The 26790-nt window shown below is 36.3% G+C and carries 26 protein-coding genes; 17 read left to right on the top strand and 9 right to left on the bottom strand.

Annotation, left to right across the window (positions count from 1 at the left end; translation table 11 throughout):
* Nucleotides 1–433: 433 nt before the first annotated feature.
* The 9 genes from AC1W31_RS16005 to AC1W31_RS15965 all read left to right on the top strand — a co-directional run bounded on the left by AC1W31_RS16005 (nt 434) and on the right by AC1W31_RS15965 (nt 10331).
* Nucleotides 434–1291: an exonuclease domain-containing protein gene (locus AC1W31_RS16005; protein ID WP_481735490.1), complete on the top strand. Its 858-nt coding sequence runs from the start codon at nt 434–436 to the stop codon at nt 1289–1291.
* Nucleotides 1292–1355: 64 nt separating this feature from the next.
* Nucleotides 1356–1685 carry an NADH-quinone oxidoreductase subunit NuoK gene (nuoK, locus tag AC1W31_RS16000; RefSeq protein WP_481735489.1) on the top strand — a complete coding sequence of 110 codons (330 nt, stop codon included), beginning with the start codon at nt 1356–1358 and terminating at the stop codon, nt 1683–1685.
* A 156-nt stretch (nt 1686–1841) separates the two neighbouring features.
* Nucleotides 1842–3779, top strand: coding sequence for an NADH-quinone oxidoreductase subunit L (gene nuoL, locus AC1W31_RS15995; protein WP_481735488.1), 1938 nt, complete (start codon nt 1842–1844; stop codon nt 3777–3779).
* A gap of 38 nt (nt 3780–3817) precedes the next feature.
* Nucleotides 3818–5272 (top strand): complex I subunit 4 family protein, encoded by a 1455-nt coding sequence (locus tag AC1W31_RS15990; protein ID WP_481735487.1) that lies wholly within the window; start codon nt 3818–3820, stop codon nt 5270–5272.
* 147 nt (nt 5273–5419) lie between these two features.
* The gene (locus AC1W31_RS15985) at nt 5420–6835 is read left to right on the top strand and encodes an NADH-quinone oxidoreductase subunit N (protein ID WP_481735486.1); all 1416 of its coding nucleotides are present in this window, start codon (nt 5420–5422) and stop codon (nt 6833–6835) included.
* Nucleotides 6836–6839: 4 nt separating this feature from the next.
* A complete protein-coding gene (locus tag AC1W31_RS15980; RefSeq protein ID WP_481735485.1) occupies nt 6840–7322 on the top strand; it encodes a GtrA family protein in 483 nt (160 codons plus the stop codon).
* 289 nt (nt 7323–7611) lie between these two features.
* Nucleotides 7612–7788 (top strand): hypothetical protein, encoded by a 177-nt coding sequence (locus AC1W31_RS15975; protein WP_481735484.1) that lies wholly within the window; start codon nt 7612–7614, stop codon nt 7786–7788.
* Between the two features lie 213 nt (nt 7789–8001).
* Entirely contained in the window at nt 8002–9330 is a 1329-nt protein-coding gene (locus AC1W31_RS15970) for an AAA family ATPase (protein ID WP_481735483.1), read from the top strand.
* Complete coding sequence (locus AC1W31_RS15965) at nt 9327–10331, top strand: 5-methylcytosine restriction system specificity protein McrC (RefSeq protein ID WP_481735482.1); 1005 nt, start codon at nt 9327–9329, stop codon at nt 10329–10331. Before AC1W31_RS15970 ends, AC1W31_RS15965 begins: the two co-directional genes overlap by 4 nt.
* Here the strand turns inward: AC1W31_RS15965 and AC1W31_RS15960 are convergent.
* The 7 genes from AC1W31_RS15960 to AC1W31_RS15930 all read right to left on the bottom strand — a co-directional run bounded on the left by AC1W31_RS15960 (nt 10328) and on the right by AC1W31_RS15930 (nt 16523).
* The gene (locus tag AC1W31_RS15960; protein WP_481735481.1) at nt 10328–10876 is read right to left on the bottom strand and encodes a DUF6702 family protein; all 549 of its coding nucleotides are present in this window, start codon (nt 10874–10876) and stop codon (nt 10328–10330) included. The genes AC1W31_RS15965 and AC1W31_RS15960 overlap by 4 nt on opposite strands.
* A 32-nt stretch (nt 10877–10908) precedes the next feature.
* Nucleotides 10909–12255 carry an RIP metalloprotease RseP gene (gene rseP / locus AC1W31_RS15955; RefSeq protein ID WP_481735480.1) on the bottom strand — a complete coding sequence of 449 codons (1347 nt, stop codon included), beginning with the start codon at nt 12253–12255 and terminating at the stop codon, nt 10909–10911.
* Between the two features lie 134 nt (nt 12256–12389).
* A complete protein-coding gene (locus tag AC1W31_RS15950; RefSeq protein ID WP_481735479.1) occupies nt 12390–12764 on the bottom strand; it encodes a type II toxin-antitoxin system PemK/MazF family toxin in 375 nt (124 codons plus the stop codon).
* Nucleotides 12742–13002: a hypothetical protein gene (locus AC1W31_RS15945; RefSeq protein WP_481735478.1), complete on the bottom strand. Its 261-nt coding sequence runs from the start codon at nt 13000–13002 to the stop codon at nt 12742–12744. Before AC1W31_RS15945 ends, AC1W31_RS15950 begins: the two co-directional genes overlap by 23 nt.
* Before the next feature lie 37 nt (nt 13003–13039).
* Nucleotides 13040–14191, bottom strand: coding sequence for a 1-deoxy-D-xylulose-5-phosphate reductoisomerase (locus AC1W31_RS15940; protein ID WP_481735477.1), 1152 nt, complete (start codon nt 14189–14191; stop codon nt 13040–13042).
* A 141-nt stretch (nt 14192–14332) separates the two neighbouring features.
* On the bottom strand, nt 14333–14881 hold the full coding sequence (locus AC1W31_RS15935) for a hypothetical protein (RefSeq protein WP_481735476.1): 549 nt from the start codon (nt 14879–14881) through the stop codon (nt 14333–14335).
* Nucleotides 14882–15059: 178 nt separating this feature from the next.
* Nucleotides 15060–16523, bottom strand: a complete 1464-nt coding sequence (locus AC1W31_RS15930) for an aldehyde dehydrogenase (NADP(+)) (protein WP_481735475.1) — start codon at nt 16521–16523, stop codon at nt 15060–15062.
* Nucleotides 16524–16840: 317 nt separating this feature from the next.
* Here AC1W31_RS15930 and AC1W31_RS15925 point away from each other — a divergent pair, with 317 nt between their 5' ends.
* From AC1W31_RS15925 to ribH, 5 genes are all read left to right on the top strand, one after another.
* Complete coding sequence (locus AC1W31_RS15925; RefSeq protein ID WP_481735474.1) at nt 16841–18577, top strand: tetratricopeptide repeat protein; 1737 nt, start codon at nt 16841–16843, stop codon at nt 18575–18577.
* A 56-nt stretch (nt 18578–18633) separates the two neighbouring features.
* Complete coding sequence (gene lolB1 / locus AC1W31_RS15920; RefSeq protein ID WP_481735473.1) at nt 18634–19485, top strand: lipoprotein insertase outer membrane protein LolB1; 852 nt, start codon at nt 18634–18636, stop codon at nt 19483–19485.
* Nucleotides 19486–19569: 84 nt separating this feature from the next.
* Complete coding sequence (locus AC1W31_RS15915) at nt 19570–20790, top strand: murein hydrolase activator EnvC family protein (RefSeq protein ID WP_481735472.1); 1221 nt, start codon at nt 19570–19572, stop codon at nt 20788–20790.
* A 273-nt stretch (nt 20791–21063) separates the two neighbouring features.
* Nucleotides 21064–21747 carry a tetratricopeptide repeat protein gene (locus AC1W31_RS15910; protein WP_481735471.1) on the top strand — a complete coding sequence of 228 codons (684 nt, stop codon included), beginning with the start codon at nt 21064–21066 and terminating at the stop codon, nt 21745–21747.
* Between the two features lie 124 nt (nt 21748–21871).
* Nucleotides 21872–22348: a 6,7-dimethyl-8-ribityllumazine synthase gene (gene ribH, locus AC1W31_RS15905; protein WP_481735470.1), complete on the top strand. Its 477-nt coding sequence runs from the start codon at nt 21872–21874 to the stop codon at nt 22346–22348.
* 107 nt (nt 22349–22455) lie between these two features.
* Here ribH and AC1W31_RS15900 read toward each other — a convergent pair whose 3' ends face one another.
* Nucleotides 22456–23415 carry an AAA family ATPase gene (locus AC1W31_RS15900; protein ID WP_481735469.1) on the bottom strand — a complete coding sequence of 320 codons (960 nt, stop codon included), beginning with the start codon at nt 23413–23415 and terminating at the stop codon, nt 22456–22458.
* Nucleotides 23416–23619: 204 nt separating this feature from the next.
* Here AC1W31_RS15900 and AC1W31_RS15895 point away from each other — a divergent pair, with 204 nt between their 5' ends.
* Together AC1W31_RS15895 and AC1W31_RS15890 are read left to right on the top strand one after the other, a co-directional pair.
* On the top strand, nt 23620–23835 hold the full coding sequence (locus AC1W31_RS15895; protein WP_481735468.1) for a GDCCVxC domain-containing (seleno)protein: 216 nt from the start codon (nt 23620–23622) through the stop codon (nt 23833–23835).
* Between the two features lie 38 nt (nt 23836–23873).
* Nucleotides 23874–24242, top strand: coding sequence for a VOC family protein (locus tag AC1W31_RS15890; RefSeq protein WP_481735467.1), 369 nt, complete (start codon nt 23874–23876; stop codon nt 24240–24242).
* 108 nt (nt 24243–24350) lie between these two features.
* Here AC1W31_RS15890 and AC1W31_RS15885 read toward each other — a convergent pair whose 3' ends face one another.
* Nucleotides 24351–25634 (bottom strand): Xaa-Pro dipeptidase, encoded by a 1284-nt coding sequence (locus AC1W31_RS15885; RefSeq protein WP_481735466.1) that lies wholly within the window; start codon nt 25632–25634, stop codon nt 24351–24353.
* 414 nt (nt 25635–26048) lie between these two features.
* Here AC1W31_RS15885 and AC1W31_RS15880 point away from each other — a divergent pair, with 414 nt between their 5' ends.
* A complete protein-coding gene (locus tag AC1W31_RS15880) occupies nt 26049–26720 on the top strand; it encodes a DUF2306 domain-containing protein (RefSeq protein ID WP_481735465.1) in 672 nt (223 codons plus the stop codon).
* The last annotated feature ends 70 nt before the right edge of the window (nt 26721–26790 follow it).

Genomic DNA, 26790 nt, shown 5'->3' with positions numbered 1-26790 from the left:
CCCCTCAGAGCCTTGAATCGTCCCTTGGGTCTTTAACCCAGCACAGTACATTAAGGTACTTCTGAGGGGATGGTTTTCTCACTTTGAGAAATTATTTGAAATTACTTTTTTCTTGGAAAAATTCAACAGCACAAACCTAAAAGCATAGTCTCGACAATTGGCGGCATCACAGCAGAATACTATCTTTTTATTATTATATTATTCATATTTTTACTTTCAACAGTTATTGAGTGGGACACTCGCCACGGACTGGTAAGAAAAATAAAGAATTTTTATTGATTGAACAGTTTTATATTTGTCTATCACAAACGCATATGCGTAAAAGGAATTTGCCAACTCTCATTCTTCCCCAACCCAACTTTCCACCAAATTTAGAAAGAAGAATTTAAACCCCTCACTCGTTTCAGATTTATTTTGGCTAACTTTGCGATTGATGGAATTTTACATCAAATTTCCCAACCGCAAACAAGATTTAATGCTAACTCATCAGCTAAAACTCCGTAAGCCTCTCGCAGTTTTCGATTTAGAAACTACGGGAATCAATATGATCAAAGACCGTATTGTTGAAATCAGTATCGCCAAAGCCAATATTGATGGAACCGTCACTGTGAAAACTCGCCGAGTAAATCCTGGATTCCCCATTCCTTTGGAGTCATCGCTCATTCACGGAATTTATGACGAAGATGTAGCAGATGAGCCTAATTTCAAGCAAATTGCTAAATCAATGGCTCAATTTTTGGAAGGTTGTGATTTGGCAGGATTCAATTCCAACCGTTTCGATGTGCCAATGTTGGTAGAGGAGTTTTTGAGAAATGACGTTGATTTTGACGTAAAAAATCGCCGTTTGATTGATGCCCAAAGAATTTTTCATTTGATGGAACCTCGAAATCTTTCGGCCGCTTATAAGTTTTTCTGTAATAAAGAATTAATTGATGCTCATTCGGCAGAAGCGGATACGATTGCCACTTTGGAGGTTTTGAATGCCCAAGTAAAACATTATGAAGGCGTAAAAATTAAAAATGCCAATGGAGAAGAAATCGAACCTGTGAAAAACGACATGGATGCTTTGCACGAGATAACTGCTTCAAAGTTAGTCGATTTCGCTCAACGAATGACTTTCAATAAAGACGGAATTGAAGTAATTAATTTTGGAAAACACGCTGGAAAACCTGTCCTTCAAGTATTAAAAGAAGAGCCTTCTTACTACGATTGGATGATGAAAGGTGATTTTCCGATGGATACCAAACGCAAATTGACCGAGATAAAATTACGAGGATTCAATAATAAGTAATTTATAAATTCCAATTTTAAAGGCAAAGCCGTATTTTTGCAATTATTACGAAAAAACAAACATCATGCAACAAATACCTGACATTATCCGACTCGTTCCTTTGCAGAATTATATATGGTTTAGTACCGCCCTATTTTGTATCGGAATCGTTGGTGTATTGACTCGTCGAAATGCGATTATTATATTTATGTCGGTCGAGTTGATGCTCAATGCCGTCAATTTACTTTTAGCCGCATTTTCATCCTATAAATCTGATCCATCAGGTCAAATTTTCGTCTTTTTCATCATGGCAGTTGCCGCAGCAGAAGTAGCCGTTGGACTCGCAATTATCGTCATGATTTACAGAAATATCAAAACCATTGACGTTGGTTTATTGAATAAATTGAAATGGTAAAATACGGTTCACGGTAAATGGTGAACGGTAAATATTAGACCTTGTAACAGTCAATCAATATTTATACAAAGTTGATTCCTGCCATTTCCTAATTATTTGCCCAATATTCAAGCTGATAGCCAAAAGCCGATTGCCGAAAGCTAATAACTAAACATTATGTCCTTAATTACACTAATTCCTCTTCTTCCACTCCTTGGTTTCTTGATTAATGGAATCGGCTTTCGCCATATTCCAAAATCATTAGCTGGCATCATTAGTTCGGGAGTTGCCTTAGCTTCTTTTGCTTGCGTGTTGTCGCTTTTCTTCGGATTCGATGGCAAACCACAAGTTGTTTCCGTTTTCGATTGGATAACCGTCGGCAAGTTAAATATCTCATTTTCCTTCCTGATTGACCAATTGTCGTTATTGATGTTGTTGATTATCACGGGCGTAGGTTCATTGATTCATATTTATTCAATCGGCTACATGAGCCATGACGAAGGTTTTGGAAAATTCTTTGCTTTCCTCAACCTGTTTTTGTTCTTCATGCTTTTATTAGTGATGGGGTCAAATTATGTCGTGATGTTTATCGGTTGGGAAGGTGTTGGACTTTGTTCATATCTACTGATTGGATTCTGGAATAAAAATTCTAATTACGGAAATGCTGCTCGCAAAGCCTTTATTATGAACCGTATTGGTGATTTGGGCTTTTTGTTGGGTATTTTTATGATAATCAACCATTTTGGTTCAGTTGAATACGCAAGTATCCAAGAGTCGGTGTTAGATGGTGGTTATATTTCTGGAGATAAAACGTTATTTTACATTACATTACTGTTGTTCGTTGGAGCCATGGGAAAATCGGCGCAAATTCCATTATATACATGGTTGCCCGATGCGATGGCAGGTCCAACGCCCGTATCTGCACTTATACACGCAGCTACGATGGTTACTGCTGGAATCTACATGATTATCCGTTCAAATTTCATGTATTCGTTAGCGCCCGAAACCTTAGAAATTGTGGCTTGGGTAGGAGTAGCAACGGCACTTTTAGCGGCTTCCATTGGTCTTTTCCAAAATGATATTAAGAAAGTATTGGCTTATTCAACCGTTTCTCAATTGGGCTATATGTTCATGGGATTGGGCGTAATGGCTTATTCTTCTTCATTTTTCCACGTAATGACGCACGCATTTTTCAAAGCGCTTTTGTTCTTAGGAGCAGGTTCGGTGATTCATGCGATGTCAGACGAACAAGATATTCGTAAAATGGGTGGATTGCGTAAAGCATTACCCATTACCTTTATTACCTTCTTGATTGCTACCATTGCCATTTCTGGTATTCCTCCATTTGCCGGTTTCTTCTCGAAAGATGAAATCTTAGCTCACCTTTATGAGCACAACAAAGTAATGTGGGGATTTGCCCTTTTAGGCTCAATAATGACTTCTTTCTACATGTTTCGTTTGTTGTTTTTAACTTTCTTCGGAGAATTCAGAGGAACTTCAGAACAAAAACATCATTTGCACGAATCACCTTTAACGATGACTGCCCCCTTGATGATTTTGGCAGTGCTTTCAGCCGCTGGAGGATTTTTTAATTTACCCCATATCTTCGGGGGACACTCAAGTTTGGCAGAATTCATGGCTCCCTTATTCGCTCATTCAAATGTAGAACACGCCGCCGTTGATGAGTCATTGGAAAAGACTTTGATGATTGTTTCAGTAGTTGCAGCTTTAGCTTCGGCAGGATTGGCTTATGTGATTTATGTGAGTAGAAAAGTAGTTCCATCAGCAGACAGCGAAGTTTCGGGAATTCAGAAAGTGATTTATAACAAATACTACGTTGATGAAATTTATGATGCCATTTTTGTAAAACCAATCACGGCATTATCAAACTTTTTCAGTTCAGTGTTTGAGTTTTTAGTAATAGATTTAATCGTAGAAGGCATTGGAAAAGGCGTAAAAGCACTTTCATCCGAAGCCAGATTATTACAAAGCGGAACAACCGGAAATTATATCTTCATCATGGTATTATCAATCGTTGGAATATTGGGATTTAGTTTCTACGCAGGTGACATTTCTCAGATATTTGATAATTTAAAGGCTTTGATTTCTAAGTAAAATATACTTCAATTTCCATTGATAAGTAATAAAAAATTATGCTAACAATTTCACTAATTCTCCTTCCAATCATTGCAGGGCTTTTGACCCTCACGATTAAAGGAGGAAATGCTAAAACGATTGCTTCTATTTTTGCCTTTGCAGAAATGATTCTCGGTGCTTATGTCTATTTTTCATTCATGCCAAATGCCACAACGCAATTTGCGGCAAACTACGAATGGATTCATTCGGCAGGAATTAATTTCTCCGTAGGTATTGATGGTATCAGTTTGATTCTGGTATGTTTGACCACTTTGATGGTACCATTCATCATCCTATCGACATTCAACAATAATTATAAAAATGCTCCAACCTTCTATGCGCTTATTTTATTTATGCAAGCGGCATTGATTGGTGTTTTCACGGCCAGAGATATTTTCTTGTTCTATTTCTTCTTTGAAATAGCCTTGATTCCAGTATATTTTATTGCCGCTATTTGGGGAGGAGAAAATCGTATTAAAGTAACCTTTAAGTTCTTTATTTATACGATGTTTGGTTCGCTATTCATGTTGTTGGCCTTGGTTTATTTATACATCCAAACGCCAGGAATTGCTCATAAAGCTGATTTTGAATCAATTTATGCAGCGGCAAGAAACTTAGATATTACCCAACAAAGTTACCTTTTCGCAGCATTTTTTATCGCTTTCGCTATCAAAATGCCTTTGTTTCCTTTCCATACTTGGCAACCAGATACTTACGTTGAAGCCCCAACGGCTGGAACAATGTTATTATCGGGTATTATGTTGAAAATGGGTACTTACGGATTGATTCGTTTTATCCTACCAATCACGCCTTTAGCCGTTGATAAATACGGAATGATTGCCGTTATTCTTTCGATAATTGGCATTGTGTATGGTTCAATCATTGCGATTCAACAAAAAGACATGAAACGCCTCATTGCTTATTCATCATTCGCCCACGTAGGCTTGATGGCAGCAGGTATTTTCAGTGGAAATATTGACGGAATTCAAGGAGCATTAATCCAAATGTTAGCCCACGGAATCAACGTGGTAGGTCTTTTCTTTATCGTAGAAATCATCCAACAACGCACCAATTCACGTGAATTAGCTCGTTTGGGAGGCATTACACAAACAACCCCAAACTTAACGGTCTATTTTATCATCTTAATGTTAGGTTCAGTTGCCATGCCATTAACCAACGGATTTGTCGGTGAATTTTTATTATTGAAAGGAGTTTATCAGTACAATGTTTGGGCGGGTGCAATTGCGGGATTAACCATCATCTTAGGAGCAGTTTATATGTTAAGAATGGTGCAAAAATCAATGTTTGGTATCACTTCTCGCATCACTGAAGGCTTCACAGACTTGACCTTGTCTGAGAAAGTAGTTTTATTTCCACTGTCATTTATGGTTATTTTGCTTGGTGTCGCTCCGAATATGTTTTTAAAATTAACCGAACCAGCCGTAACACAATTATTATCAATCATTAAGTAATAGAGGTTTTAGGTAATTGGTTTTAGGTTTTAGAACTCAAGTTTAGTACATAGGTTAAACATTTATATCAAAAATTGTAAAACAACTGGTAACTAATCGTTTGAATTAATTCCTAACCCCAGCCCCTAATCCCTAAGAACTGATATTATGAACGCAATTATAGCATTATCACTTTTTGGAATAAGTAGTTTATTTCTCGGTTTTTTAAATAACCGTAAAATATTATTACCCGCAACCCTCATTTTCATCCTCATCGCATTGGGTCTGAATTTTAGCGACTGGAACCATGAATATGTGTGGTTTAACTCAATGTTGAGAACCAACAATTTATCTATCAATTTTACGACGGTAATTTTAATTTCAACGTTATTGATAGTAGCCATTTCAAGAGGATTTGGTGATGATGAAGAACACTCTCATCCCGCTGAATACTACGCTATCATGATGTTTTCGGTAGTTGGAGCAATCATGATGGTTACTTACGAAAATTTGATTATGCTTTTCGTGGGATTAGAAATCCTTTCTGTTTCGATGTATGTCCTCACAGGGTCAGACAAGCGTAATTTACGTTCTAATGAAGCCGCTTTGAAGTATTTTTTAATGGGTTCATTTGCCACAGGCATCCTTTTATTTGGTGTAGCCTTAGTTTATGGAGCAACAGGTTCATTCGATATTCACGGCATTGGATTAGCCGTGAAAGATGCCAAAGCTCAAATGGGCGGAATTTATGGACCAATTCTTACCGTAGGCGTTATCATGATGTTGTCAGGTTTATTGTTCAAAATCTCAGCCGCACCATTCCACTTTTGGACGCCTGATGTGTATGATGGAGCGCCAAGTTTGTTTACTGCATTCATGTCCACCGTTGTGAAAACGGCGAGTGTTGCTGCCACTTATCGTTTACTTTCAACTGCCTTTCCAGATATGTACGGAACGTGGGGAAATCCGATGGTTTATATCACAGCAATAACCTTAATTATAGGAAATCTTACCGCTGTTTATCAACAAAGCTTCAAACGGATGTTAGCGTATTCGAGTATATCACACGCAGGATATTTGTTGATCACAGTATTAGCAAAACGCCCCGAAACAAATTCATCCATCTTGTTTTATTCATTGGCCTATTCAATTGCCACGATTAGTGCATTTGCCGTTTTGATAGTCGTTTCAGAAGCAAAATCTAAAGCAGGAAAACCAGATGAAAGTTTTGATGCCTTGAATGGTTTAGCGAAGAATAACCCTTTCTTAGCGTTTGTATTGGCAGTTTCGATGTTATCATTGGCAGGAATTCCATTAACAGCAGGTTTCTTCGGAAAGTTTTTTATCTTTACTGACGCATTTTCTAACCCATCTGGCATATTTAAAAGTTTATTAGTAGTCGCTATTTTAATGTCAGTCGTTGGTATTTATTATTATTTCAAACCAATTATTGCCGCATATATGAGAAATGGGGATACCGAAAAAATTGAAATTTCGCCCGTTTTTAAATATACGCTTATCCTCACAACCATCTTGACTATTCTCTTGGGTATTGCTCCGGATTTAGTTAAAAAACTTTTTTAACACATTGTCAAAGTTATTAAATAAAAAAGACCTAATTGCCTATTTTTTAGTCGCAGGGACTGGCGCTGCTGTACAATTAATAGCCGGCAGTATTCTTAGGAATAGTTTTCAACTTTCTTACAGTACGGCTGTTTCTTTAGCTTATCTAATTTCATTCGTTGTAGGCTTCGTACTAACCAAAATGTTTGCTTTCGATGCTCGGAATACCAACCAAACACGTCGAGAAATGTTGAAATTTATGATGGTCGCCACAGCATCATGGGGAATTACATGGTTCTTTGCCGTTGCATCGCTCGAATATATAGCCAATACTTTAGGCGAACATTCAGCAGTTTTGCCTTTCAGTAATAAACCCGTAAACCTAAATGAATTAGGAAGCCAAGTGGTAGGTATGGGATTTAGTTTTATTTTTAATTATGTACTTCATAAAACATTTACTTTTAAAAGCACTGGTTTTTACGACCGACTGAAAAGAATAGTTTCATAGTATTTTAATAGTCTTCATCAGAAATGAAGACTACTTTTTTGCCTAAAATAGTAATAATCTAAGATTCTAAATCTCAAATATTCCTCAATTTAGGAGTTGAAAGATAAAGTTATCGTTAAAATTTAAGTTTATTAAGTTTTAAAATTGCACTTTACCACTAAAAAAAAATCATAAAACAAGATTTTTTTTTAATTATTAAAATTTCCTTAAAATTTCTTAGTAATTACTTGCACAGTACCAAAGTTGTACATAATTTTGTATCAGTTACAAACCCAAATCACCACAAAAAATGAAAAAATTCTTTGCATTCGCATTAGTAGCTTCAATGATGTCATTAGCTGCTTGTTCTGAGAAAAAAACTGAAGGTACTACTGATTCTACTGCAGTTTCTGTTGATACTACAATGGCTGTTGATACTGCAATGGCTGCTGATACTACGATGGCTGCTGATACTACTAAGAAGTAATATCAAATTCATTATAGTTTCTTTCGAAAGAACGTAAAAGAGTCCTGATTCGTCAGGACTTTTTTTGTGCCTTGTAGTTTCAAGAATAGATAGGGTTTTCTATATTTTAGGTATTTATGCAACGGAAACAAATAATTGTCTAACAGTCAATAGATTTGAGCTTCATAAATCATCACTTCCTTTTTATCTTTACCAAAATCTATTTCAAAAAAAATGTTGGATAAGAAAACTCGAAATTATTGGTGGCTCAATGTAAACCCCCGCATCTGGTCAATTGATTTATTCAAAATCAATCAAACTCAACATTATACTTCCCATAATGAGTTTGGCAATAAGCGTAGAATTTATAAGAATTTTGAGTTGGTGCAGACTTGCGATATGATGGTAGGTTATGAATCTACTCCTGTGAGGCAAGTAAAAGCCATTTTTGAGATTACAGAACCTTTACATAGAGATGTAAAATTAGGAGAAGTTATTTCGTTTAAAATTAATGAAAAAACGCCCGAACCAATTGATTGGGCAGAATTGAAATCACTACACTTTTTTAAGGATTCGGACATTTTAAAAAATAATCAAGGCAGTCTTTTTAAACTTACTGAAGAGGAATTTGAGGCTATTCAAGCCATAATTGATGCGCAGAAAGAAGATTTACATAGCGACGACATATTAATTCCTTATGAGCAAAAAGATGCTTTGAAGGATTTATTTATTGACGATGATAAATTCGATGAAATAATTGAAACCCTTCGTTACAAGAAAAATATTATTCTTCAAGGGCCTCCTGGCGTTGGCAAAACCTTTATTGCCAAGCGCTTGGCCTATACCCAAATAGGCACGCAGGATGATTCCAGAATTAAAATGGTTCAGTTTCATCAATCATATAGTTATGAGGATTTTATTCAAGGATTACGCCCCGATGATTCAGGTGGCTTTAAATTAAAAAATGGCGTTTTTTACGAATTTTGCCGACAAGCGCAACGCAATTCTGGAATTGACCACTTCTTTATTATTGACGAAATCAATCGTGGAAATTTGAGTAAAATATTCGGAGAATTATTACTTTTAATAGAATCCGACAAGCGTGGGCGAGCTAACGAAATGGCCTTGACTTACGGAGATAAAGACTCCGAACCTTTCTACGTACCTGACAATCTGCATATTATTGGCACTATGAACACGGCAGACCGTTCTTTAGCCATGATTGATTATGCGCTTCGTCGCCGTTTTGCTTTTATTTCCCTTGAACCACTTTTTAACCAAAAATTTATTGATTTTTTATCGAGAAAAGGAATTGAAAAATTATTTTCTGAAAAAATTGTTGCTCGTATTTCAAAACTCAACGAAGTAATTACTAACGATAAAAATCTTCAAAAAGGATTTCAGATTGGGCATAGCTATTTTTCAAATTTTACGGAAAGTGAAAACGTAGAAAAATGGTATCGTAGGATCATAAATTTAGAAATTGCGCCACTTTTGGAAGAATATTGGTTTGATAATGAAACAAAAGCACAGACGGAAATTAGGAAATTATTAGCATTATGATACCCATCAAAAATATCTATTATTTGCTATGCTACGCTTGGAATAAGTTGGAAGAAGGTGAATTGGTAGATGTAGCTACCGAAGATGAATCTGACTTATTGAATCTCTTGGGCAGGGTATTGCTAAACGGAACAAAAACACTTTTAAAAAGGGGAATTGATAAGCAATATATTACGGAAAATAAAGTTTATCAAGGCATTAAAGGAAAAGTAAATATCACAGATTCATTACGAAAAAGCCTATTTCCAAAAGGACTTTCTGTTTGTGAATTTGATGAACTTTCGGCGGATATTCTACCAAATCAAATTCTGAAAACTACGCTACAAAATCTCACGCAGATTGCGAGCCTCTCCCCTACTCTAAAACAGGAAATTAGAACGATTATTTACCGTTTGCATGAAGTAAATACCATCGTTTTGATAGACACTATTTTTCATCAAGTACAAATCAATCGAAACAATTCATTTTATGCTTTCTTGTTGAATATCAGCGAGTTAATTCATAAAAATATGTTAATAAATGAGGAAGACGGTAATTTTCAATTCATAGATTTTCTAAGAAATGAGCGTCAAATGGCAAGACTTTTTGAGGAATTTATTCGCAATTTTTATAAAATTGAAGCTCCCGAAGCAAAGGTGTTTAGAGAAGATTTACGATGGAAAATGGCAGGAGAAAAACATCAATTTTTACCAAAAATGCAAACTGATATTTCCATTAAAATCAATAACCGAAAACTGATTATTGATGCAAAATATTACAAAGAAACCTTACAGAAATACTACGATTCGGAGAAGATTCATTCACAAAATTTATATCAAATATTCGCCTATTTAAAGAATCAAGATGATGAATTGGCGGAAGGCATTTTGATATACCCAACGGTTCAAAAATCTTTGAGCCTCGCCTACACGCATGAGGAACATACCATTAGGATTGAGACGCTAAATCTGAATCAGGATTGGCGTGGAGTGAAGGCGGATTTATTGAGGATTATTGCTTAAATCTCAACCACAAAAATCCTATTCTTCACGGTAAATAAATACGTTTTTTTCTCATTATTCATAAAAATATTAATAATATTTGTTTGGTCGTCGAACATATCAATTAATACATCATTTTGAATTTTTGAACCTTTAATGGGCTCATTTATAGGCATTTCCAAATATATCCACGTGGCATCTCCTTCTTTTTCTTTGCCTACATACTGATAATTTAATTTCTGATTTATGGGTGTTGTTACGACAAAGTGTTTATGGACGTATTGGTCGATGAAAAGGTCATTTTTATCCGCATTTTCAATTACAAATTTCTTGTTTTGATTATTCAGTGAAAGTGTTTTTTCTAAGTCATCCGTAAAGACTCTGAGACTAATTTCAAAGGCTTTTTCTTTGGCATTATAACGCATTTCGGCAATGCTAGTGTGAAATGCGTGCGTGTTCAGAAGAAGGGAGGAAGAAGAAGGAAGAAAAGAGGTTTGTAGCATTAAGACCATTCCTAAAACCAAAAACCTGCAAGTGTTTTTTAGACTTGCAGGTTTTATTGACATTGTATTTTTATTTAAAAAAATCATTAAATTATTTATTTAAAAATCTTAAAAATATCGTTTCCGAACGCAAAAACCATTAATCCTAAAAGAATTACTGTTCCAACTTGTTGAGCGATTTCTTGTACTTTGATAGATGGCGTTTTGCCCGTAATCATTTCCCAAAGCAAGAAAATGGCGTGTCCACCGTCTAAAGCTGGAATTGGTAGTGCGTTCATAAAAGCTAATGACATAGATAGTAAACCCGTTAAGAACCAAAAATTAGCCCAATCCCACTTTCCACCGAATATTTTAGCAATTCCAACGGGACCACTAACCGCATTTGAAGCAGAAACATCGCCTTTAAAAATCTTTTTGAAACCCTTTAAATTTGTGCCAATCACGGTGAATGCTTCTACAAAACCAGCATTAAATGACTCGCCAATTGTGTAATCTTCATGGGTAAGTTTCAACAATGGATTCATGATAAAACCAACGGTTCCCTCTTTTGAAACGTCCATTTTCAAGGTATCAATTGTTCCTTTTCTATCAACTATAGCAGTGATTTTTTTCTCTTTATTTTCATCTAAAATCGCTTTGAATTCTTGATAAAATTTGATTGGTTTTCCATTAATATTTACAAATTTATCGCCTGCCTGCAAACCCGCACGGTATGCGCCTCCTCCACCTTCTGTTTTAGAAACTTCCTTTACCTCAAAAGGCAGACCTTCTTGAATAAATTCCCCTTTTTTACCGTTGGCTAATTGATCTAAAAAACCACTTGGAAGGGTTATATCCTTTGTTTCTCCTTCACGCTGGATGGTGTATTTAGCCTCATCTTCCATGATTAATTTAGGTACTTCGTCAAAACGAACGGGTACTTTTCCATTAACCTCTAATATTTTATCTCCAGATTTAAAACCTACTTCTTGGGCTAATTTACCGGCAAAAATCCCTTGTTTATTGACTTCAGAAAGTGTTATAAAGTTATTACCAGAGTTGTATCTGATTCCCCAAAATATAACTACTCCCAAAATAAGATTGACAATAATTCCGCCCAACATTACGATTAGACGTTGCCAAGCGGGTTTTCCTCTAAACTCCCAAGGCTCTGGCGTGGCTGCGAGTGTAGAGGCATCTTGTGTTTCATCAATCATTCCTGCAATAGAAACGTATCCACCCAAAGGAAACCAACCGATGCCGTATTCTGTATCCCCTATTTTCTTTTTGAAAAGAGAGAAATTCAAAAGTGTGGGTACAGGAAAGAGAAAATCAAAGAAAAGATAAAATTTATCCACTCGCATCTTGAACCACTTGGCAGTAATATAATGCCCAAATTCGTGCAAACTAACTAAAATTGACAGTGCTAAAATCAACTGTCCCGCCATTACTAAACCTTCCATGTATTGAATGAATTGTGATTGAGTGAATTGTGAGTCGTGAATTACCGTCTCTACATTTCAAGCCTCACTTAATGAAAATTATTAAAATTTATAATTGAAAAATACTTTATTACCTTTAAAATTATTCACTTGTTTTAAGGATTATTACTAAAATACTTTATTGTTTCATCATCAAAAGCACTCTTAATCTTTTCTAAAATTTTATCGTGATATTCGGGTAGCAATTCACTAATTTTATTTATAATTAACTTTTGCCTAATTGTTGCAATTTTATTACAACGTATTTCACTTTCTAAATCCAAAGGTATATTAAGCATCTCATCAGTTATGGCTACTGAAAACATGTCTTCTCTTAGCTTTGATGTTATTGGACAAACTAAAAAATCATTATCCAAGCTATTACTAAGGTCATTACTTACAATTATTCCTGGACGTGGTTTTGATTTTTCAGTCATATCTGAAAAAGGATATGGTGCCCAAATAATGTCAAATTGCTTGTAATCTGCCATTTACCTTATGTTTTTTATAAATTTCATCCCAAACATCCTCTGCCGGGTCGCCCCATATTTCTGCAAAAGCATCTGAAGAAACATTCATCCAAAATTCGCTATCTTCTTCTTCGGTTGAATTTTCCCAAGTTCTTGGGTTTTCCACAATCCATTCGGTAAACTCTTTTTGAGTTTTTTCAGGCATTGTCTTAAATAATAATATAAGTGCCTGTGTTTGAGATGATGCTTGTACTGTCATAAAAATGGTTGTTTTTTTATGAAAAATTTATAAAATTCTACAATAGTGCCCTCGCAAATCTTCTTGTTTCCTTATCTGTCTCCACGTAATCATCAATGCTTGGTTTTTGAATAAACGATACTTTGGTCATACAAGTTTCAATGAAGTCTGACATTGCCAAGAAACCAATTTTATCTTGTAAAAATGCTTCAACCGCAATTTCGTTGGCAGCGTTCATGATACAAGGAAGATTTCCTCCCTTTGCCATGGCATCAAAAGCTAATTGCAAGTTACGAAATGTTTTGATATCGGGCTGTTCAAATGTGAGAGACGGGTACTTTATGAAGTCAAAACGTGGAAAATCTGATTTTAGTCTGTTCGGGAAATTGAGCGCAAACTGTATCGGCAACTTCATATCGGGCAATCCCATCTGTGCTTTCATCGAACCATCCTGAAACTGAACCAACGAATGTACAATCGATTGTGGATGCACAACGACCTCAATCTGAGAGGCTTGAACATTAAAAAGCCATTTTGCTTCAATCACTTCCAGCCCTTTGTTCATCAAACTGGCGGAGTCAATCGTGATTTTTGCACCCATTACCCAGTTGGGATGTTTGAGGGCTTGGGCTTTGGTAACTTCCAGTAAATCAGCCCGTTGTTTTCCACGGAAAGGGCCGCCCGAAGCCGTCAAAATGATTTTTTCAATAGGATTATGAAATTCGCCGACTAAGCACTGAAAAATGGCCGAATGTTCAGAATCAACGGGATAAATATTTACGCCTTTTTCTTGGGCAAGTTTTGTGATAATTTCACCCGCTACTACCAACGTTTCTTTGTTGGCAAGGGCAATATGTTTGCCCGCCTCAATGGCTTTGATGGTTGGCAAAAGTCCAGCATAACCAACCATTGAAGTCAACACAATGTCCACAGAATCCATCTGCACGACTTCTTCAACGGCTTTCATTCCTGCGTAAACCTTCACGTCTGTGTGTGCGAGGGCGGTCGAAACTTTGTTGTAGAGGCTTTCGTTGGTGATAACTACGCAATTTGGATTGAACTTAATACTCTGTTCAATCAATAAATCTGCATTATTTTGAGCAGTTAGGATTTCGACTTCAAAACTATTTGGATTCGCTTCGATGACTTCTAATGCCTGCGTGCCAATTGAACCCGTTGAGCCAAGAATGGCTATTTTTCTTTTTTGCATAATGAACAGCTTTGAGCCGTGAGCTTTGAGCTATGAATTGTATCAATATTGAGTTTTGAATTAAATTTTGCTCCAATTTTACAAAATTCTTTTGAAGAACGACTTCCGTTATTTACTAATCCTAAACTCCTAATCCCTACACTAAGACTGTGCTTTTCTATCAAATAAAATCTGTAAATTTTTCTCGTAAATTCCTCCTGCATCAATTCTGGTAATATTTTCCATCGCAATCATAATGTGTCTTCTGTCCAAAGTTGCCCGAGTACCGAAGGAATCAAGAATCAACGTTTCATCGTCCAAATCTTCCACCTGACCAATTAAGCAAATATTACTGTCAATATCTTGAACATAAACCGTGATATGATTAAAATCTTTTGAAACAGATTTTACAATCGTTTCCATTGATTCTAAATTAATGTGTTTGATTTCAAGCTCATAATCTTTTTTATAAATCAACTTAAAGGTACTTTCAATATCGTTTCCTCCCCAATTTATACGAGTAATATCATCTCTTCTCAACACAGAAATACCATCAAAAAGACTCTCAACCGTGAACTTTTTTAGCACTAAATACTCTTCGTTAAAGTCGATGATAAATCCATAATATGATTCTCCATAACTATCAGTGTATAAATCCACAAGCACTTTTTCTTCTCGTAATTTATTCAAATATGTGTCTCTTACTGTCATTTCTTATTAATATTTACACAAAAATAAGGTTTAAAAGTATTAACTCAATTGTTTAATAAAGGTTAATATTTCCGAACATGAAAATAGACCACGGATAATACGGATTGAATGGATTTACACGGATAAAATATAATAAAAATCCGTGTAAATCCATCTAATCATTCTGCTTAATATCTTTCTATTTCACAAACTGATTATCCACCATTCGCCAGATATTTAAAGGATTATCATGTTTCAATTCATCGGGCAACAAGCTATCTGGAAAACTTTGATAACTCGCTGGACGCACCCATCTTTTAATGGCATCTGGACCAACTGAGGTAAATCTTGCATCGGTACACGCTGGAAAAGGTCCGCCGTGTTGCATCGCAAAACAAACTTCTACGCCCGTTGGAACATTGTTAAAATTGAGTCTCCCCGAAAGATTTCTGAGCGTATCCACAATTTCTTCGTTTGCTTGCAATTCGCTTTCGGTGGCCATTAAAGTTGCCGTCAATTGTCCTTCCAAATGACTCAAAGCTTCCAGTAATTGAGCTTCGTCTTTGCATTTAACGATTAACGAATAAGGCCCAAAAACTTCTTGATGAAGCTTTGGATTTTTCAAGAAAACATCCGCACTCACCGAAGCAATGGTGGGCGTACCTTGCGTTTGAGCCGTTTTTTCGATTTTTGAAACCGATTCAGTATTTACACCATCTTGAGATAATGCAATCGTTTTTTTATCTTCGTAATTCTTATAAATCCCTTCATTCAACATCGTAGCGGGCGTTATTTTTTCAATTTCGTCCGATAAAACATCCATAAATCTTTCGAGGTCTTCATTCTCAATTCCAAAAATCAATCCTGGATTTGTACAGAATTGTCCAACGCCCAAAGTAATTGAACCTGCATAAATCATAGCTACATTTTCGGCATCTTGTTTTAACTTTTCGGGCATTAAAATAACTGGATTTACACTTCCCATTTCTGAAAAAACGGGTATTGGTTCTGCCCGTTGATTTGCCATGTCATAAAGTGCTTTTCCACCGCCAAATGAACCTGTAAATCCAACGGCTTTGGTATCGGGGTGCATCACTAATGCCTTGCCAATTTCAAAACCTTCGCCTCCGTCCAAGTGAGCAAATACGCCTTTTGGCATACCCGTACGCTCTGCCGCTCGCAAAATTGCATCCGCAACCATCGCCGATGTACGTGCATGAGCGGGATGTCCTTTCACGACCACGGGACAGCCCGAAGCCAATGCCGAGGCGGTATCTCCACCCGCAGTTGAGTAAGCAAACGGAAAATTACTCGCCCCAAAAACGGCCACTGTACCCATTGGAACCAACATTTTGCGTATATCTACCTTTGGAATTGGTTGGCGACTTAGGTTGGCAGAATCTATCCGTGCTTCAACCCACGAACCTTCATCCAAGAGGTCAGCGAACATTTTTAATTGGAAAATTGTCCTTCCACGCTCGCCCATTAATCTACCTTCGGGCAAATTGGTTTCTTGCATGGTAGTATGAATTAAATCCATGCCCAAGGCTTCGATTTCCTCGGCAATTGCTCTTAAAAATGTTGCTTTTTGTTTTCCAGAAAATTTGCGATATTTTTTGAATGCTTCGGCAGCTTGAAACATTAAGGTATTTAAGTCTTGCATGATTTTTGAATGAGATAATAAGTTTTGGATAAAAGTAAAAACTGTTACAAATGTACTCTTGTTTTTAATATCAAAATTTGACAACTTTTCTAAAAGTCATCAAATCTAAACTTAAGCAACATATTTTATAAAAAATAATACCATTTTCAGCACCTTTTCGTTAAGTACAGGCAATAAATTCGCTAATAATTTCATCTGTAAACACGGTAAGATAATCAATTAGCGGTATTTTTATTAAATTGCAAGAAATTATGTTTTGTTGATTGCTCCATAATTTTCAAGTTGCATTTTGTCTTTAGCGTATCTGCAAAATAATCATGACATTTAGATTGAAAAATATTCTTCATATATTAGTTATCTTATTGATAACCAACTTTTTGTGCTTTTCTCAGAAGCGAGATGCTAATACAAAGAAAAAAGGGGAACCTACCGTTTCACAATTGCAAGAAGCCGAGTTTTATTTTACCGAAGGGATGAAATATTACATGATGGAAGATTACGAAAAGGCTATTCCTTCTTATCAAAAGGCTCTTGAAATTACACCCGAAAATGGGGGCATTTTCTATGCTTTGTCCAATAATTATCAAAAATTAAAAGATGAAGAGAAAGCCATTTTTTTTGCCGAAAAAGCCGTTCAACAAGACCCAGAAAACTCATCTTACGGAGAACTTTTGGCCGATTTATATGTGCGTAAACGCAAGTACGAACAAGCCGCCCGAGTTTACCAAAATCTTATTTCTCAAAATCCTACCAAAGCTGAATACCACATTGAACAAGCGGCGGTGTATATATTTGATAATCAATACGATGATGCTTTAAAATCATTCGACCGAGCCGAACGAATCATGGGTGTTAGTGAAGAAATTACCCGTCAAAAACAAATGGTTTTAATGAAAATGGGTAAGATTGATGATGCCTTAAAAGAAGGAGAAAAATTAGTAACTTCCGACCCCGAAGAAATTGATTATAGCATTGACCAAGCGGAATTATTAATGTCTAACAAACAGAGTGATAAGGCGATTCCATATCTTGAAAAAATACTAAAAACTAATCCTGATAATGCACAAGCGCACGTAATGTTGGCGCAATTGTATCAAGAAAAAGGCGACATGGAAAAATGTAACCGAGAATTGGAATTGGCTTTTGCCGATAACAGTTTGGATGCAACAACCAAAGCTCGGATTTTGATGGGTTATATGAGCATGGTAAAGGATGATAAGTCAAGAGAAACTGCTTTTAATTTAGTAAAATCATTGGTAAAACAGAATCCTAACGACCCAAAATCTCATGCAATTTATGGCGATTTACTATTGCAGAAAGGCGATGAAAGTGGGGCGAGAGATGAATATGTGAAAGCCGCTCGTTTAGATAAATCCGTGCATGATGTTTGGGGAAATATTATCAACATGGATTTGCGTTTGAAACAAATTGACAGTGCGATTGTCCATAGCGAAGAAGCCATTGAAGTTTTTCCAAACCAAGCGGCATTTTGGTATTTGAATGGTACCTCCTATTACTACAAACACAATCATGCTAAAGCCTTAGAGTCATTGGAAGAAGCCCGCAGATTAGCGCCCGAAGGTTCCGATTTGACCCAACATATTTATGCTTTATTGGGCGATACTTATAATAGTTTAAGCAAGCATGAGAAATCGGATGAAGCCTACGAAGCTTCTTTGAAAGAAAATCCTAATAATGACCACGTACTAAATAATTACAGCTATTTTTTATCTTTAAGAAAAGAAAAATTAGAGCGTGCGGCTCAGATGGCGGAGCTTTTAGTTCAAAAATATCCTGATAACGGTACATATCTGGATACTTACGCATGGGTTTTGTACGTACAAAAAGATTATAAAAAAGCGAGAGTTTTCTTGGAAAAAGCCGTTGAGGTAAACGAAAGTAAAAGCGGAACCATCGTTGAACATTATGGCGATGTGTTGTATCAATTAGGCGAAAAAGATAAAGCCCTTGAACAATGGAAAAAAGCCAAAACCGTTGGCACTACCAGTAATTTAATTGATAAAAAAATCGCTGAAATGAAGCTCATTGAATGATTTTCGGTACGTATTGTTCGATTTTCATTGCCAAAAGCCAAATAATAACCTTAAAAATGAATAAATCCTTCTTATTTTTTCTTGCATCAATCTTGTTTTTTACGGCTTGTAAACGCCAGCAAATTAATAAATCTGCTAACATTCCAAGTACTGATTCTGTAAATTTGGCTGTTATAAACCCTCCCGTTATTGCCGATTCTGCCATTGCTGTTACGCCAAATATTTCTGTGAAAGTCGCTGAAAATGAAGAAGATAAAGTAAAAATTAATGAAATTGATTTTAAGTATTTGAAAGCAAAGTCTAAAATTGCAATCCTTAAAGAAGGAAAAACTGAGAATGTTGGGGCAAATATTAGAATGAAGAAAGACAGTATTATTTGGCTATCAATCACTTACGGAGTTTTGGGAGAAGTTGCCAGGGCTTTAATCACGACAGATTCCGCCTTCATTTCTGCCCTTAACCAAAAAACGCTTAAAAGAGAATATCACAAATACAGTTTTGCGGAATTGAGTCAAGAATATAATTTTGACTTGAATTTTAACATTATCCAGTCAGCAATAATTGGTAGTCAACCCATCAAAAAGAAATATAAATTATCGAAAGACAAAGGATTTTTCCTTTTAAAACAAAAAGAAGGACGAGTAACCATTGACAATTATGTGGGAGAAGTTGACAGGAAATTGAAAAAAGTTATGCTTGAAGACGAATTACCAACGAAACGTAAAATGACTTTAGATTTTGAAGATTTTACCACCTTGAATCAATATCTTTTTCCTTATACGAGTGTGCTAACGCTTGATGTTCAATCGCCTGACGACCAAAAATTCTATCAGACCTTGATTCAATTAAAGCATACAAAAGTTGAGTTATTGGAACAACCCTTAGAATTTCCTTTTAAATTTCAGTAAATCATCAATCTAATAAACACGCAAAAACATATCATTTCATCCAAAGCAGCCCTGAAATTTCTTTCTGGACTGCTTCTTGTTTTGTTGTGTTTATCCATTACTGACACGCAGGGGCAACGAAAGCGCAAATCAAGTCGTCGGGCGAAATTGGAGGCTGCCAAGCGTGAAAACCTCCAAAAGATTCAAGAGATTAATAAAATTATTGAGAAAACAGAGCAGAAAAAGGAAGTCAGCGTGGGCAAATTGAATGCCATTGGCGAGCGTATCAACAAGCAAACCAAACAGATTGACATTATCTCCGAAAACCAACAATTGCTTGAAAATGAGGCTCAAGAACTAACCCGAGTAACCACTGAACTATCGGGAAATTTAGAAAAATTGAAAGAAGAATATGCCAAAATGATTTATTCTTCCGCCAAAACCAGTAATAAATTTAACAAGTTAAGTTTTCTGTTTTCTTCAGCAAATTTTAATCAATTAGTTAGGCGATATAAATATCTTCAACAATACTCAAAAGCCCGTGAAAAACAGGCCGTTTTGATTCAAAAAGTACGTACAGAATTATTAGCGGAGCAAGTAAATGTATTGCATAAAAAGCAAGAACAGGAAGCCGTTTTACGTGAAAAAATTACGGAAACCCAGAGTTTACAGAACTTAAAAGGTAAGCAATCCAACGTGGTTACCCAGTTGAATCAGAAGGAAAAAGAACTTAAAAACCAATTGGCAAGCAATAAACAAGCGGTTGAGAAGTTGGAAAATATGATTGCAAGAATCGTGGAACGAGAAATTAAACGCTCTTTAGAACGTGAACGCACGGACGAAACGAAATCGAATAAATCAGTAGTTTCCAATGATAAAGCCATCGCTATGACCGCCGAGGAAAGCAAGTTGGCCACCTCCTTTTCTGCCTTACGTGGGCGTATGCCGTGGCCCGTGGGTTCAGGATTTATTTCTGACCATTTTGGGGTGCATAATCATCCCGTTTTGAAAGGAATTAGAACCAATAACAACGGTGTCGATATACAGACGAGTGCTGGTAATGATGTAAAGGTCGTTTATGATGGTATTGTGCAATCGGTGGTTTCAATTCCTGGGGCAAATATGATTGTGGCGGTTCAGCACGGCGATTATTTTACAGTGTATAGTAAATTGGCAAACGTCAATGTTTCGACAGGGCAAAAAATTAGCGCTGGACAAAAGATTGGCGTGGTGGCTACGGACAATGATGGAACTTCAGAAATTAATTTTCAGGTTTGGCGAAATTTTGATAAAATAAATCCCGAAAGTTGGCTGAGGGGTAGATAGTTAGAAAGTTAAAAAGTTAGAGAAGTTAAACAGTTATTATTCTGTATTTTAACGCATTCAACTTCTTTAACCGTTTAACTTTATAACTCCATTTGGCATTCTTTTTGAACTTGCCTTTAAAAGATTCTCTTATAACATGGAATATTGCAAGAGTTTTCATAATTTTGCAGTCCGATTTTATATCACGGATTTCATTAGGTTAATTATCTTTCAGTATATTTAAATTACATACAAAAGATTGTTAACTATTAACCATAACGATTAACCAAACCAATGGCAAAGAAAGTAGAAAAATCATCACTTGAATTTTTGGAGAGTGCTGAAGGCTTACAACATGAATTACAACATGAAATAAGTATAGTTCAAACGACAGTAGAGAAAAACAAATCGATAATCTATGGCGTTGCTGGAGCATTGTTATTAGCGATTGTGGGTTATTTTGGATACAAAGCATGGACTTCATCTCAAGACGAAGAAGGTCAAGCGAAGTTATTTAGTGCAGTCTATAAATTTGAAGCTGATTCAAATAAAGTAACGGCAAAAGAAATGGCAAAAATTGCGGGTGATTTCGGTGGAAATACTGGAAACTTAGCCAATTTTTACGGAGGCGTTGCCAACTTGAAAGAAGGTAAATACGATGCAGCCATTGAGCAATTGAAATCTTTCAGTAGTTCAGATTTATTGGTTCAAGCTCGTGCATACTCACTCATTGGGGATGCCTACGCTGAAAAGAAATCTTACGGGGATGCCGTTGATTATTACAAAAAAGCATCGGAATATAAGGCTAATAAATTCTTTACGCCTACCTATATGATGAAATTAGCAGCTGCTCTTGAAGCGAACAAAGAACCGAAAGAGGCTTTGGCCGTTTATGCAGAAATCGTTGAAAAATACGCAGAGTCTTCGGAAGCCGTAAGTGCTAAGAAATACAAAGCGGTGCTGGAAGGAGCAGAGTAATATAATTTACAATTGATAATGGACAGTTGAATTCTCAACAATAAGAAAGGAATAGAGCTACGGCTTTATTCCTTTTTCCTTTTAACATTATCAATTATCAATCGTTAATTTTCAATTAAAAATCATGTCTTCAGCACATAAAAATTTAAGTATATTTTCGACGAATAATCTACCCGATATTAGTCAAAAACGTTTTGCTATCGTGGTGGCAGAATGGAATGAAGAAGTTACCGAGGCACTTGCACAGGGAGCTAAAAAAACGCTTTTGGAATATGGCGCATCGGAGGAAAATATTGTAAGAGTCAATGTACCTGGAAGTTACGAATTGACTTTTGGCGCTCAAAAGATGGCTCAAAAAACTGATATTGATGCGGTCATTTGCATCGGTTGCGTAATTCAAGGCGAAACGAAGCACAATGACTACATCAATCATGCCGTAGCGCAGGGATTGACGAACGTGAGTTTGAAGTACGATAAACCAGTGATTTTTGGCGTATTAACCCCAAATACTGAACAACAAGCCTTCGACCGTGCGGGAGGAATTCATGGCAATAAAGGCGACGAAGCAGCCATAACAGCCGTAAAAATGTTAGCGTTTTAGTAAAATATTAGACCACGAATTGTACGGATGTTGCGGATTTACACGGATTTTATTTTAAATTTCATCCGTGTAAATCTATTAAATCGGTACAATCCGTGGTCTAAATTTTATCGCCCAATAGCTACTTTTCTAAGAATGGTATCAATGACTTGCATGGTTGTAATGCCATCGGCCTCGGCTTCGTAATTCAACATAATTCTGTGATTAAGTACATCGGGAGCAATTTCTTTAATGTCTTCGGGAAGTACATAATCCCTTCCATCGAGGTAGGCAAGCACTTTTGAGGCTAAATTCATGTTGATACTCGCACGGGGAGATGCGCCAAATTGTACGTAACGAGCCTCTTCACGCAAGCCATAATCTCCCGGTTTTCGAGTCGCAAAAATTAATTCGATAATGTACTTTTCTAAAGTTTCGGAAATAGTAATGTTATTGATTTCCTTTCTAATATTGAAAATATCTTGCTTCGTTAAAATGGCTTTGGGCTGATAACTAAACTCCATGTTCGACATTTTCCGCATCACTTCCAATTCTTGCTCCTTATTCAAGTAATCCATAAAAACTTTTAGCATAAACCTATCCACTTGGGCTTCAGGCAATGGAAAAGTTCCTTCTTGTTCCACGGGATTTTGCGTAGCTAAAACTAAAAAAGGTTTATCGAGCGGATAACTTTCGTCTCCCAACGTTACTTGTTTTTCCTGCATGGCTTCCAATAAAGCCGACTGCACTTTGGCAGGCGCTCTATTTATCTCATCCGCAAGAATAATGTTGGCAAAAATTGGCCCTTTCTTTACCTCAAAATCATCCAATTTACGGCTATAAATCATCGTTCCGATTAAGTCGGCTGGTAATAAATCGGGCGTGAATTGAATACGATGGAAATGGAGGTCAAGTATTTTTGATAATGTATTGATTGCTAATGTTTTAGCTAATCCAGGAACGCCTTCCAACAGCACGTGTCCACCCGTGAAAAGTCCAATTAAAAGACGGTTTGTTAGTTTTTCATGACCAACAACAACCTTACCCATCTCATCAAAAACTAATTTAATTTTTTCTCGTGAAGTCATATTTCGATTTTCGATTTTCGATTTTCGATTTTCGATTTAATTTAAATCTTTCAATCGTTATCCAAACCTATCTTTTTTAGTAGTAACAATTTTACGAAAAAAAAACCGTAAGAACAACGTAAAATACAAGGTTGACAGAGTTAGGATATTATTCTTTTGTCATAAAATCGTATATTTGAATTAACAAAGATAACCTTTATACAGATGCAAAATATCGTTTTAGAATCTACCATTACTTGCCCAAATTGCGGGTATAAAAAAACTGAATTAATGCCAACGGATGCTTGTCAGTATTTTTATGAATGTGAAAATTGCAAGCAACTATTGAAACCCCAAATTGGAGATTGTTGCGTGTATTGCAGCTACGGGACGGTTGCGTGCCCACCTATTCAGGGAAATGGAATTTCTTGCTGTGGGTAAAATTATTATTTAATTTCAAAAAAATAATCCCGATTAAAATGAAAATCTTAGGACTCAGAACAACTATTTACAGGGTTTCGGACATCGAAAAAGCCAAAGAATGGTATGCCGATTTACTTGAATTTCCCCCTTATTTTGACGAACCATTTTACGTTGGATTCAACGTGGAAGGTTTTGAATTGGGCTTGCAACCCGAAGAAGGAGCGGTAAAAACCAAATCAGAAGGCGTGAATACTTATTGGGGCGTGGAAGATATTGACTCAACTTTTACAAAACTAATTTCGATGGGTGCCACCGAACACGAAAAACCTACGGACGTGGGCGGAGGCATAAAAGTTGCGATGGTAAAAGATCCTTGGGGAAATATTTTTGGAGTGATTTATAATCCTCATTTTGGGGTGGAATAAACGGTTATTATTTGCATGATAGTTTACAATTTATAATATTTTCAATACACAAAATAGCCTTCAAATTGCTGGATGATGCAATTTGAAGGCTATTTCACATAAAAATTCTTATTTCACTTTATTCAAATACACCTTTCCATCTTTCATTACAAAGACCATTTTGGTAGAAATCACCGAAATATCTTGTTCGGGATTGCCATCAACGGCCACAAAATCAGCAAATTTTCCTACCGTGATTGAACCGATTTTATCTTTTACACCAATCAAATCAGCGGCATTAATCGTGGCAGATTGAATGGCTTGGGCGGGAGTCAAACCAAATTTTACCATGTAGAAAAACTGTTTTGCGTTATCTCCATGTGGATAAACGCCAGCATCCGTGCCGTATGCAATTTTTACGCCCGCTTTTGCTGCTTTCTGAAAACTTTCTCTTTGTACTTTTCCTACCAATTTCTCTTTGTTGATGGTTTTTTCGGGAAAACCCAATTTCGCATATTCCGCCAAAATGAAATCGTCATTATAAATATCGGCCACCAAATAAGTACCTTTTTCTTTCATTAATTTAATGCCTTCATCGTTCAAAAAACTACCGTGTTCGATGGATGAAACGCCAGCTTTTATGGCCATATTGATACCTTCCGCTCCGTGGGCGTGGGCAGCAACTTTTTTGCCCCAAAGATTAGCTTCAGCCACCAATACATTCATTTCTTCTTGCGAATATTGCGGTGCGCCAACGGATTCTTCTTCCGATAAAACGCCAGCCGTTGCGCCAAATTTTATCAAATCAGCCCCGTATTTTATATTGGTACGCACTTGTTTTCTAATCGCATCAGCACCATCAGCAATACCCGAAACCGCCTGAAAATGGATATAAGGAGAAAACCCAGTCAAATCTCCGTGACTTCCCGTAGCACCAATAAATGGCCCAGAAACGTACAATCTTGGACCAATTATCTTACCCGCATTGATTGAATTTCGTAAGGCAACATCTACATATTCACTCGCACCAACATCTCGGCAAGTCGTAAAACCAGCCTCTAAAGTACGTTTGGCATAAATATGAGCTTCTACTGCATAATCAATTGGCGACTTCCGAAATAGATCTTCCAAATAATTTTCGGGTTGTGATGTAATGTGGGTATGGCAGTCAATCAGCCCTGGCAACAGCGTTTGTTTACTAAGGTCAATAACGGTAGCATTTGTGGGAATTTTCAGGTTAGTTCCAACTTCTGAAATAATGTTATTCTTAATAAGAATAATTTGATTATCAACAAATTGCCCTCGCTCGGCATCAAACATTCTCCCAGATTTTATAGCCGTGACGATTTCTGATTTTTGAGCAAAAACGGTAAAATTGAGGAATAAACAGGAAAGTAAAAGTAGTTTTTTCATGGAATTTGTTGATTGTGAATTTCAACAAAAATAGAGGTTTATCATAAGAGTTCCAATTTGTGATTATCTGGGACGAAAGATATGACTATCCCCTACCCTAAACTTTAATCAACATTCTATCCATCCTGAATAATTCTTAAAAAAGCAATAGAATAAATACTATTATTCTACAAGACGCACAAACAGATATCATTTATCATTATACGCATCGTTTTGTTGGACTCTACCTTCAATAACTGTAAAGATCCTCTAATCTTTTTTAAATTCACGCCCAATAAGTAAGGATTCACTACGCAATATTCAATATTCATCGGAAAAGTATGGAAATAAAACTGGACGCAATTTAATTTTGAGTCAATAAATCTGCATAAAATCACTATTTTTATTGTTGTCGAACTCAAAACTAAAATCATCATGCAAATATTCCTAAAATTCGCCTTATATCTCCATATTTTTGCAGGATTTACCGCCTTGACAACGGGGCTTATTCCTATGTTTTCCAAGAAAGGAAGTAAAGTGCATACTACTTGGGGAAAAGTCTATTATTGGGCAATATTCGTGGTGGCTGTCACGGCATTAATCCGCTTCCAGATGAAACTGAACTTGATTTTTCTTTCGGGAATTGCTGTTTTTAGTTTTTATAATACCTTCACGGGTGTACGACTTATTCGTAGAAAAACCAATCCAACACCTGAATTTATTGATTGGTTTGGGGCAATTTTAATGGTGATTGGCGCTTTCGGAATGTTGTATTTTGGCTACGTAGCTTTTGGATTAGCGAGCGTTTTTTATACCGTTCTTTTCATTATTTTTGGTATTTTTATGTTGGTTTTAGCCTTTGAAGATATACGGATTTTTATGGGAAGAAAGCTGATTAATAATAATGTTCCGCTCCAAACTCGCTATTGGTTTCAGAATCATATTTCACGGATGGGAGGTTCTTATATTGCTACGGTTACGGCTTTTTTAGTGGTCAATAATCCGCCATACATTCCAGGATTAGTCGTTTGGATTGCTCCTGGGGTAATTGGAGGAATAATTATCGCTCGAACTCGAAGAAGTTATATGAATAAATTTTCAAAATAGTACTTATGAAAAGAGCCATATCCGATTTGGATATGGCTCTTTTTTGATAAATCTACTTCTTTTTTCTCCT

It is taken from the genome of Arcicella sp., from assembly GCF_964672035.1.
The sequence above is the reverse complement of the archived record's forward strand: the minus strand, read 5'-3'. Positions and strand labels throughout refer to the sequence as shown.

Excerpts from the sequence above, each read along its gene's own strand:
- rseP (WP_481735480.1), bottom strand. The coding sequence starts at position 12,255 with ATGGAAGGTTTAGTAATGGCGGGACAGTTGATTTTAGCACTGTCAATT.
- nuoK (WP_481735489.1), top strand. The coding sequence starts at position 1,356 with ATGCAACAAATACCTGACATTATCCGACTCGTTCCTTTGCAGAATTAT.
- AC1W31_RS15890 (WP_481735467.1), top strand. The coding sequence starts at position 23,874 with ATGAAAATCTTAGGACTCAGAACAACTATTTACAGGGTTTCGGACATC.
- AC1W31_RS15900 (WP_481735469.1), bottom strand. The coding sequence starts at position 23,415 with ATGACTTCACGAGAAAAAATTAAATTAGTTTTTGATGAGATGGGTAAG.
- AC1W31_RS15950 (WP_481735479.1), bottom strand. The coding sequence starts at position 12,764 with ATGGCAGATTACAAGCAATTTGACATTATTTGGGCACCATATCCTTTT.
- AC1W31_RS15945 (WP_481735478.1), bottom strand. The coding sequence starts at position 13,002 with ATGACAGTACAAGCATCATCTCAAACACAGGCACTTATATTATTATTT.
- AC1W31_RS15985 (WP_481735486.1), top strand. The coding sequence starts at position 5,420 with ATGAACGCAATTATAGCATTATCACTTTTTGGAATAAGTAGTTTATTT.
- AC1W31_RS15975 (WP_481735484.1), top strand. The coding sequence starts at position 7,612 with ATGAAAAAATTCTTTGCATTCGCATTAGTAGCTTCAATGATGTCATTA.
- lolB1 (WP_481735473.1), top strand. The coding sequence starts at position 18,634 with ATGAATAAATCCTTCTTATTTTTTCTTGCATCAATCTTGTTTTTTACG.
- nuoL (WP_481735488.1), top strand. The coding sequence starts at position 1,842 with ATGTCCTTAATTACACTAATTCCTCTTCTTCCACTCCTTGGTTTCTTG.
- AC1W31_RS15940 (WP_481735477.1), bottom strand. The coding sequence starts at position 14,191 with ATGCAAAAAAGAAAAATAGCCATTCTTGGCTCAACGGGTTCAATTGGC.
- ribH (WP_481735470.1), top strand. The coding sequence starts at position 21,872 with ATGTCTTCAGCACATAAAAATTTAAGTATATTTTCGACGAATAATCTA.
- AC1W31_RS15910 (WP_481735471.1), top strand. The coding sequence starts at position 21,064 with ATGGCAAAGAAAGTAGAAAAATCATCACTTGAATTTTTGGAGAGTGCT.
- AC1W31_RS15935 (WP_481735476.1), bottom strand. The coding sequence starts at position 14,881 with ATGACAGTAAGAGACACATATTTGAATAAATTACGAGAAGAAAAAGTG.
- AC1W31_RS15895 (WP_481735468.1), top strand. The coding sequence starts at position 23,620 with ATGCAAAATATCGTTTTAGAATCTACCATTACTTGCCCAAATTGCGGG.
- AC1W31_RS15930 (WP_481735475.1), bottom strand. The coding sequence starts at position 16,523 with ATGCAAGACTTAAATACCTTAATGTTTCAAGCTGCCGAAGCATTCAAA.
- AC1W31_RS15965 (WP_481735482.1), top strand. The coding sequence starts at position 9,327 with ATGATACCCATCAAAAATATCTATTATTTGCTATGCTACGCTTGGAAT.
- AC1W31_RS15885 (WP_481735466.1), bottom strand. The coding sequence starts at position 25,634 with ATGAAAAAACTACTTTTACTTTCCTGTTTATTCCTCAATTTTACCGTT.
- AC1W31_RS15990 (WP_481735487.1), top strand. The coding sequence starts at position 3,818 with ATGCTAACAATTTCACTAATTCTCCTTCCAATCATTGCAGGGCTTTTG.
- AC1W31_RS16005 (WP_481735490.1), top strand. The coding sequence starts at position 434 with ATGGAATTTTACATCAAATTTCCCAACCGCAAACAAGATTTAATGCTA.
- AC1W31_RS15960 (WP_481735481.1), bottom strand. The coding sequence starts at position 10,876 with ATGTCAATAAAACCTGCAAGTCTAAAAAACACTTGCAGGTTTTTGGTT.
- AC1W31_RS15880 (WP_481735465.1), top strand. The coding sequence starts at position 26,049 with ATGCAAATATTCCTAAAATTCGCCTTATATCTCCATATTTTTGCAGGA.
- AC1W31_RS15970 (WP_481735483.1), top strand. The coding sequence starts at position 8,002 with ATGTTGGATAAGAAAACTCGAAATTATTGGTGGCTCAATGTAAACCCC.
- AC1W31_RS15925 (WP_481735474.1), top strand. The coding sequence starts at position 16,841 with ATGACATTTAGATTGAAAAATATTCTTCATATATTAGTTATCTTATTG.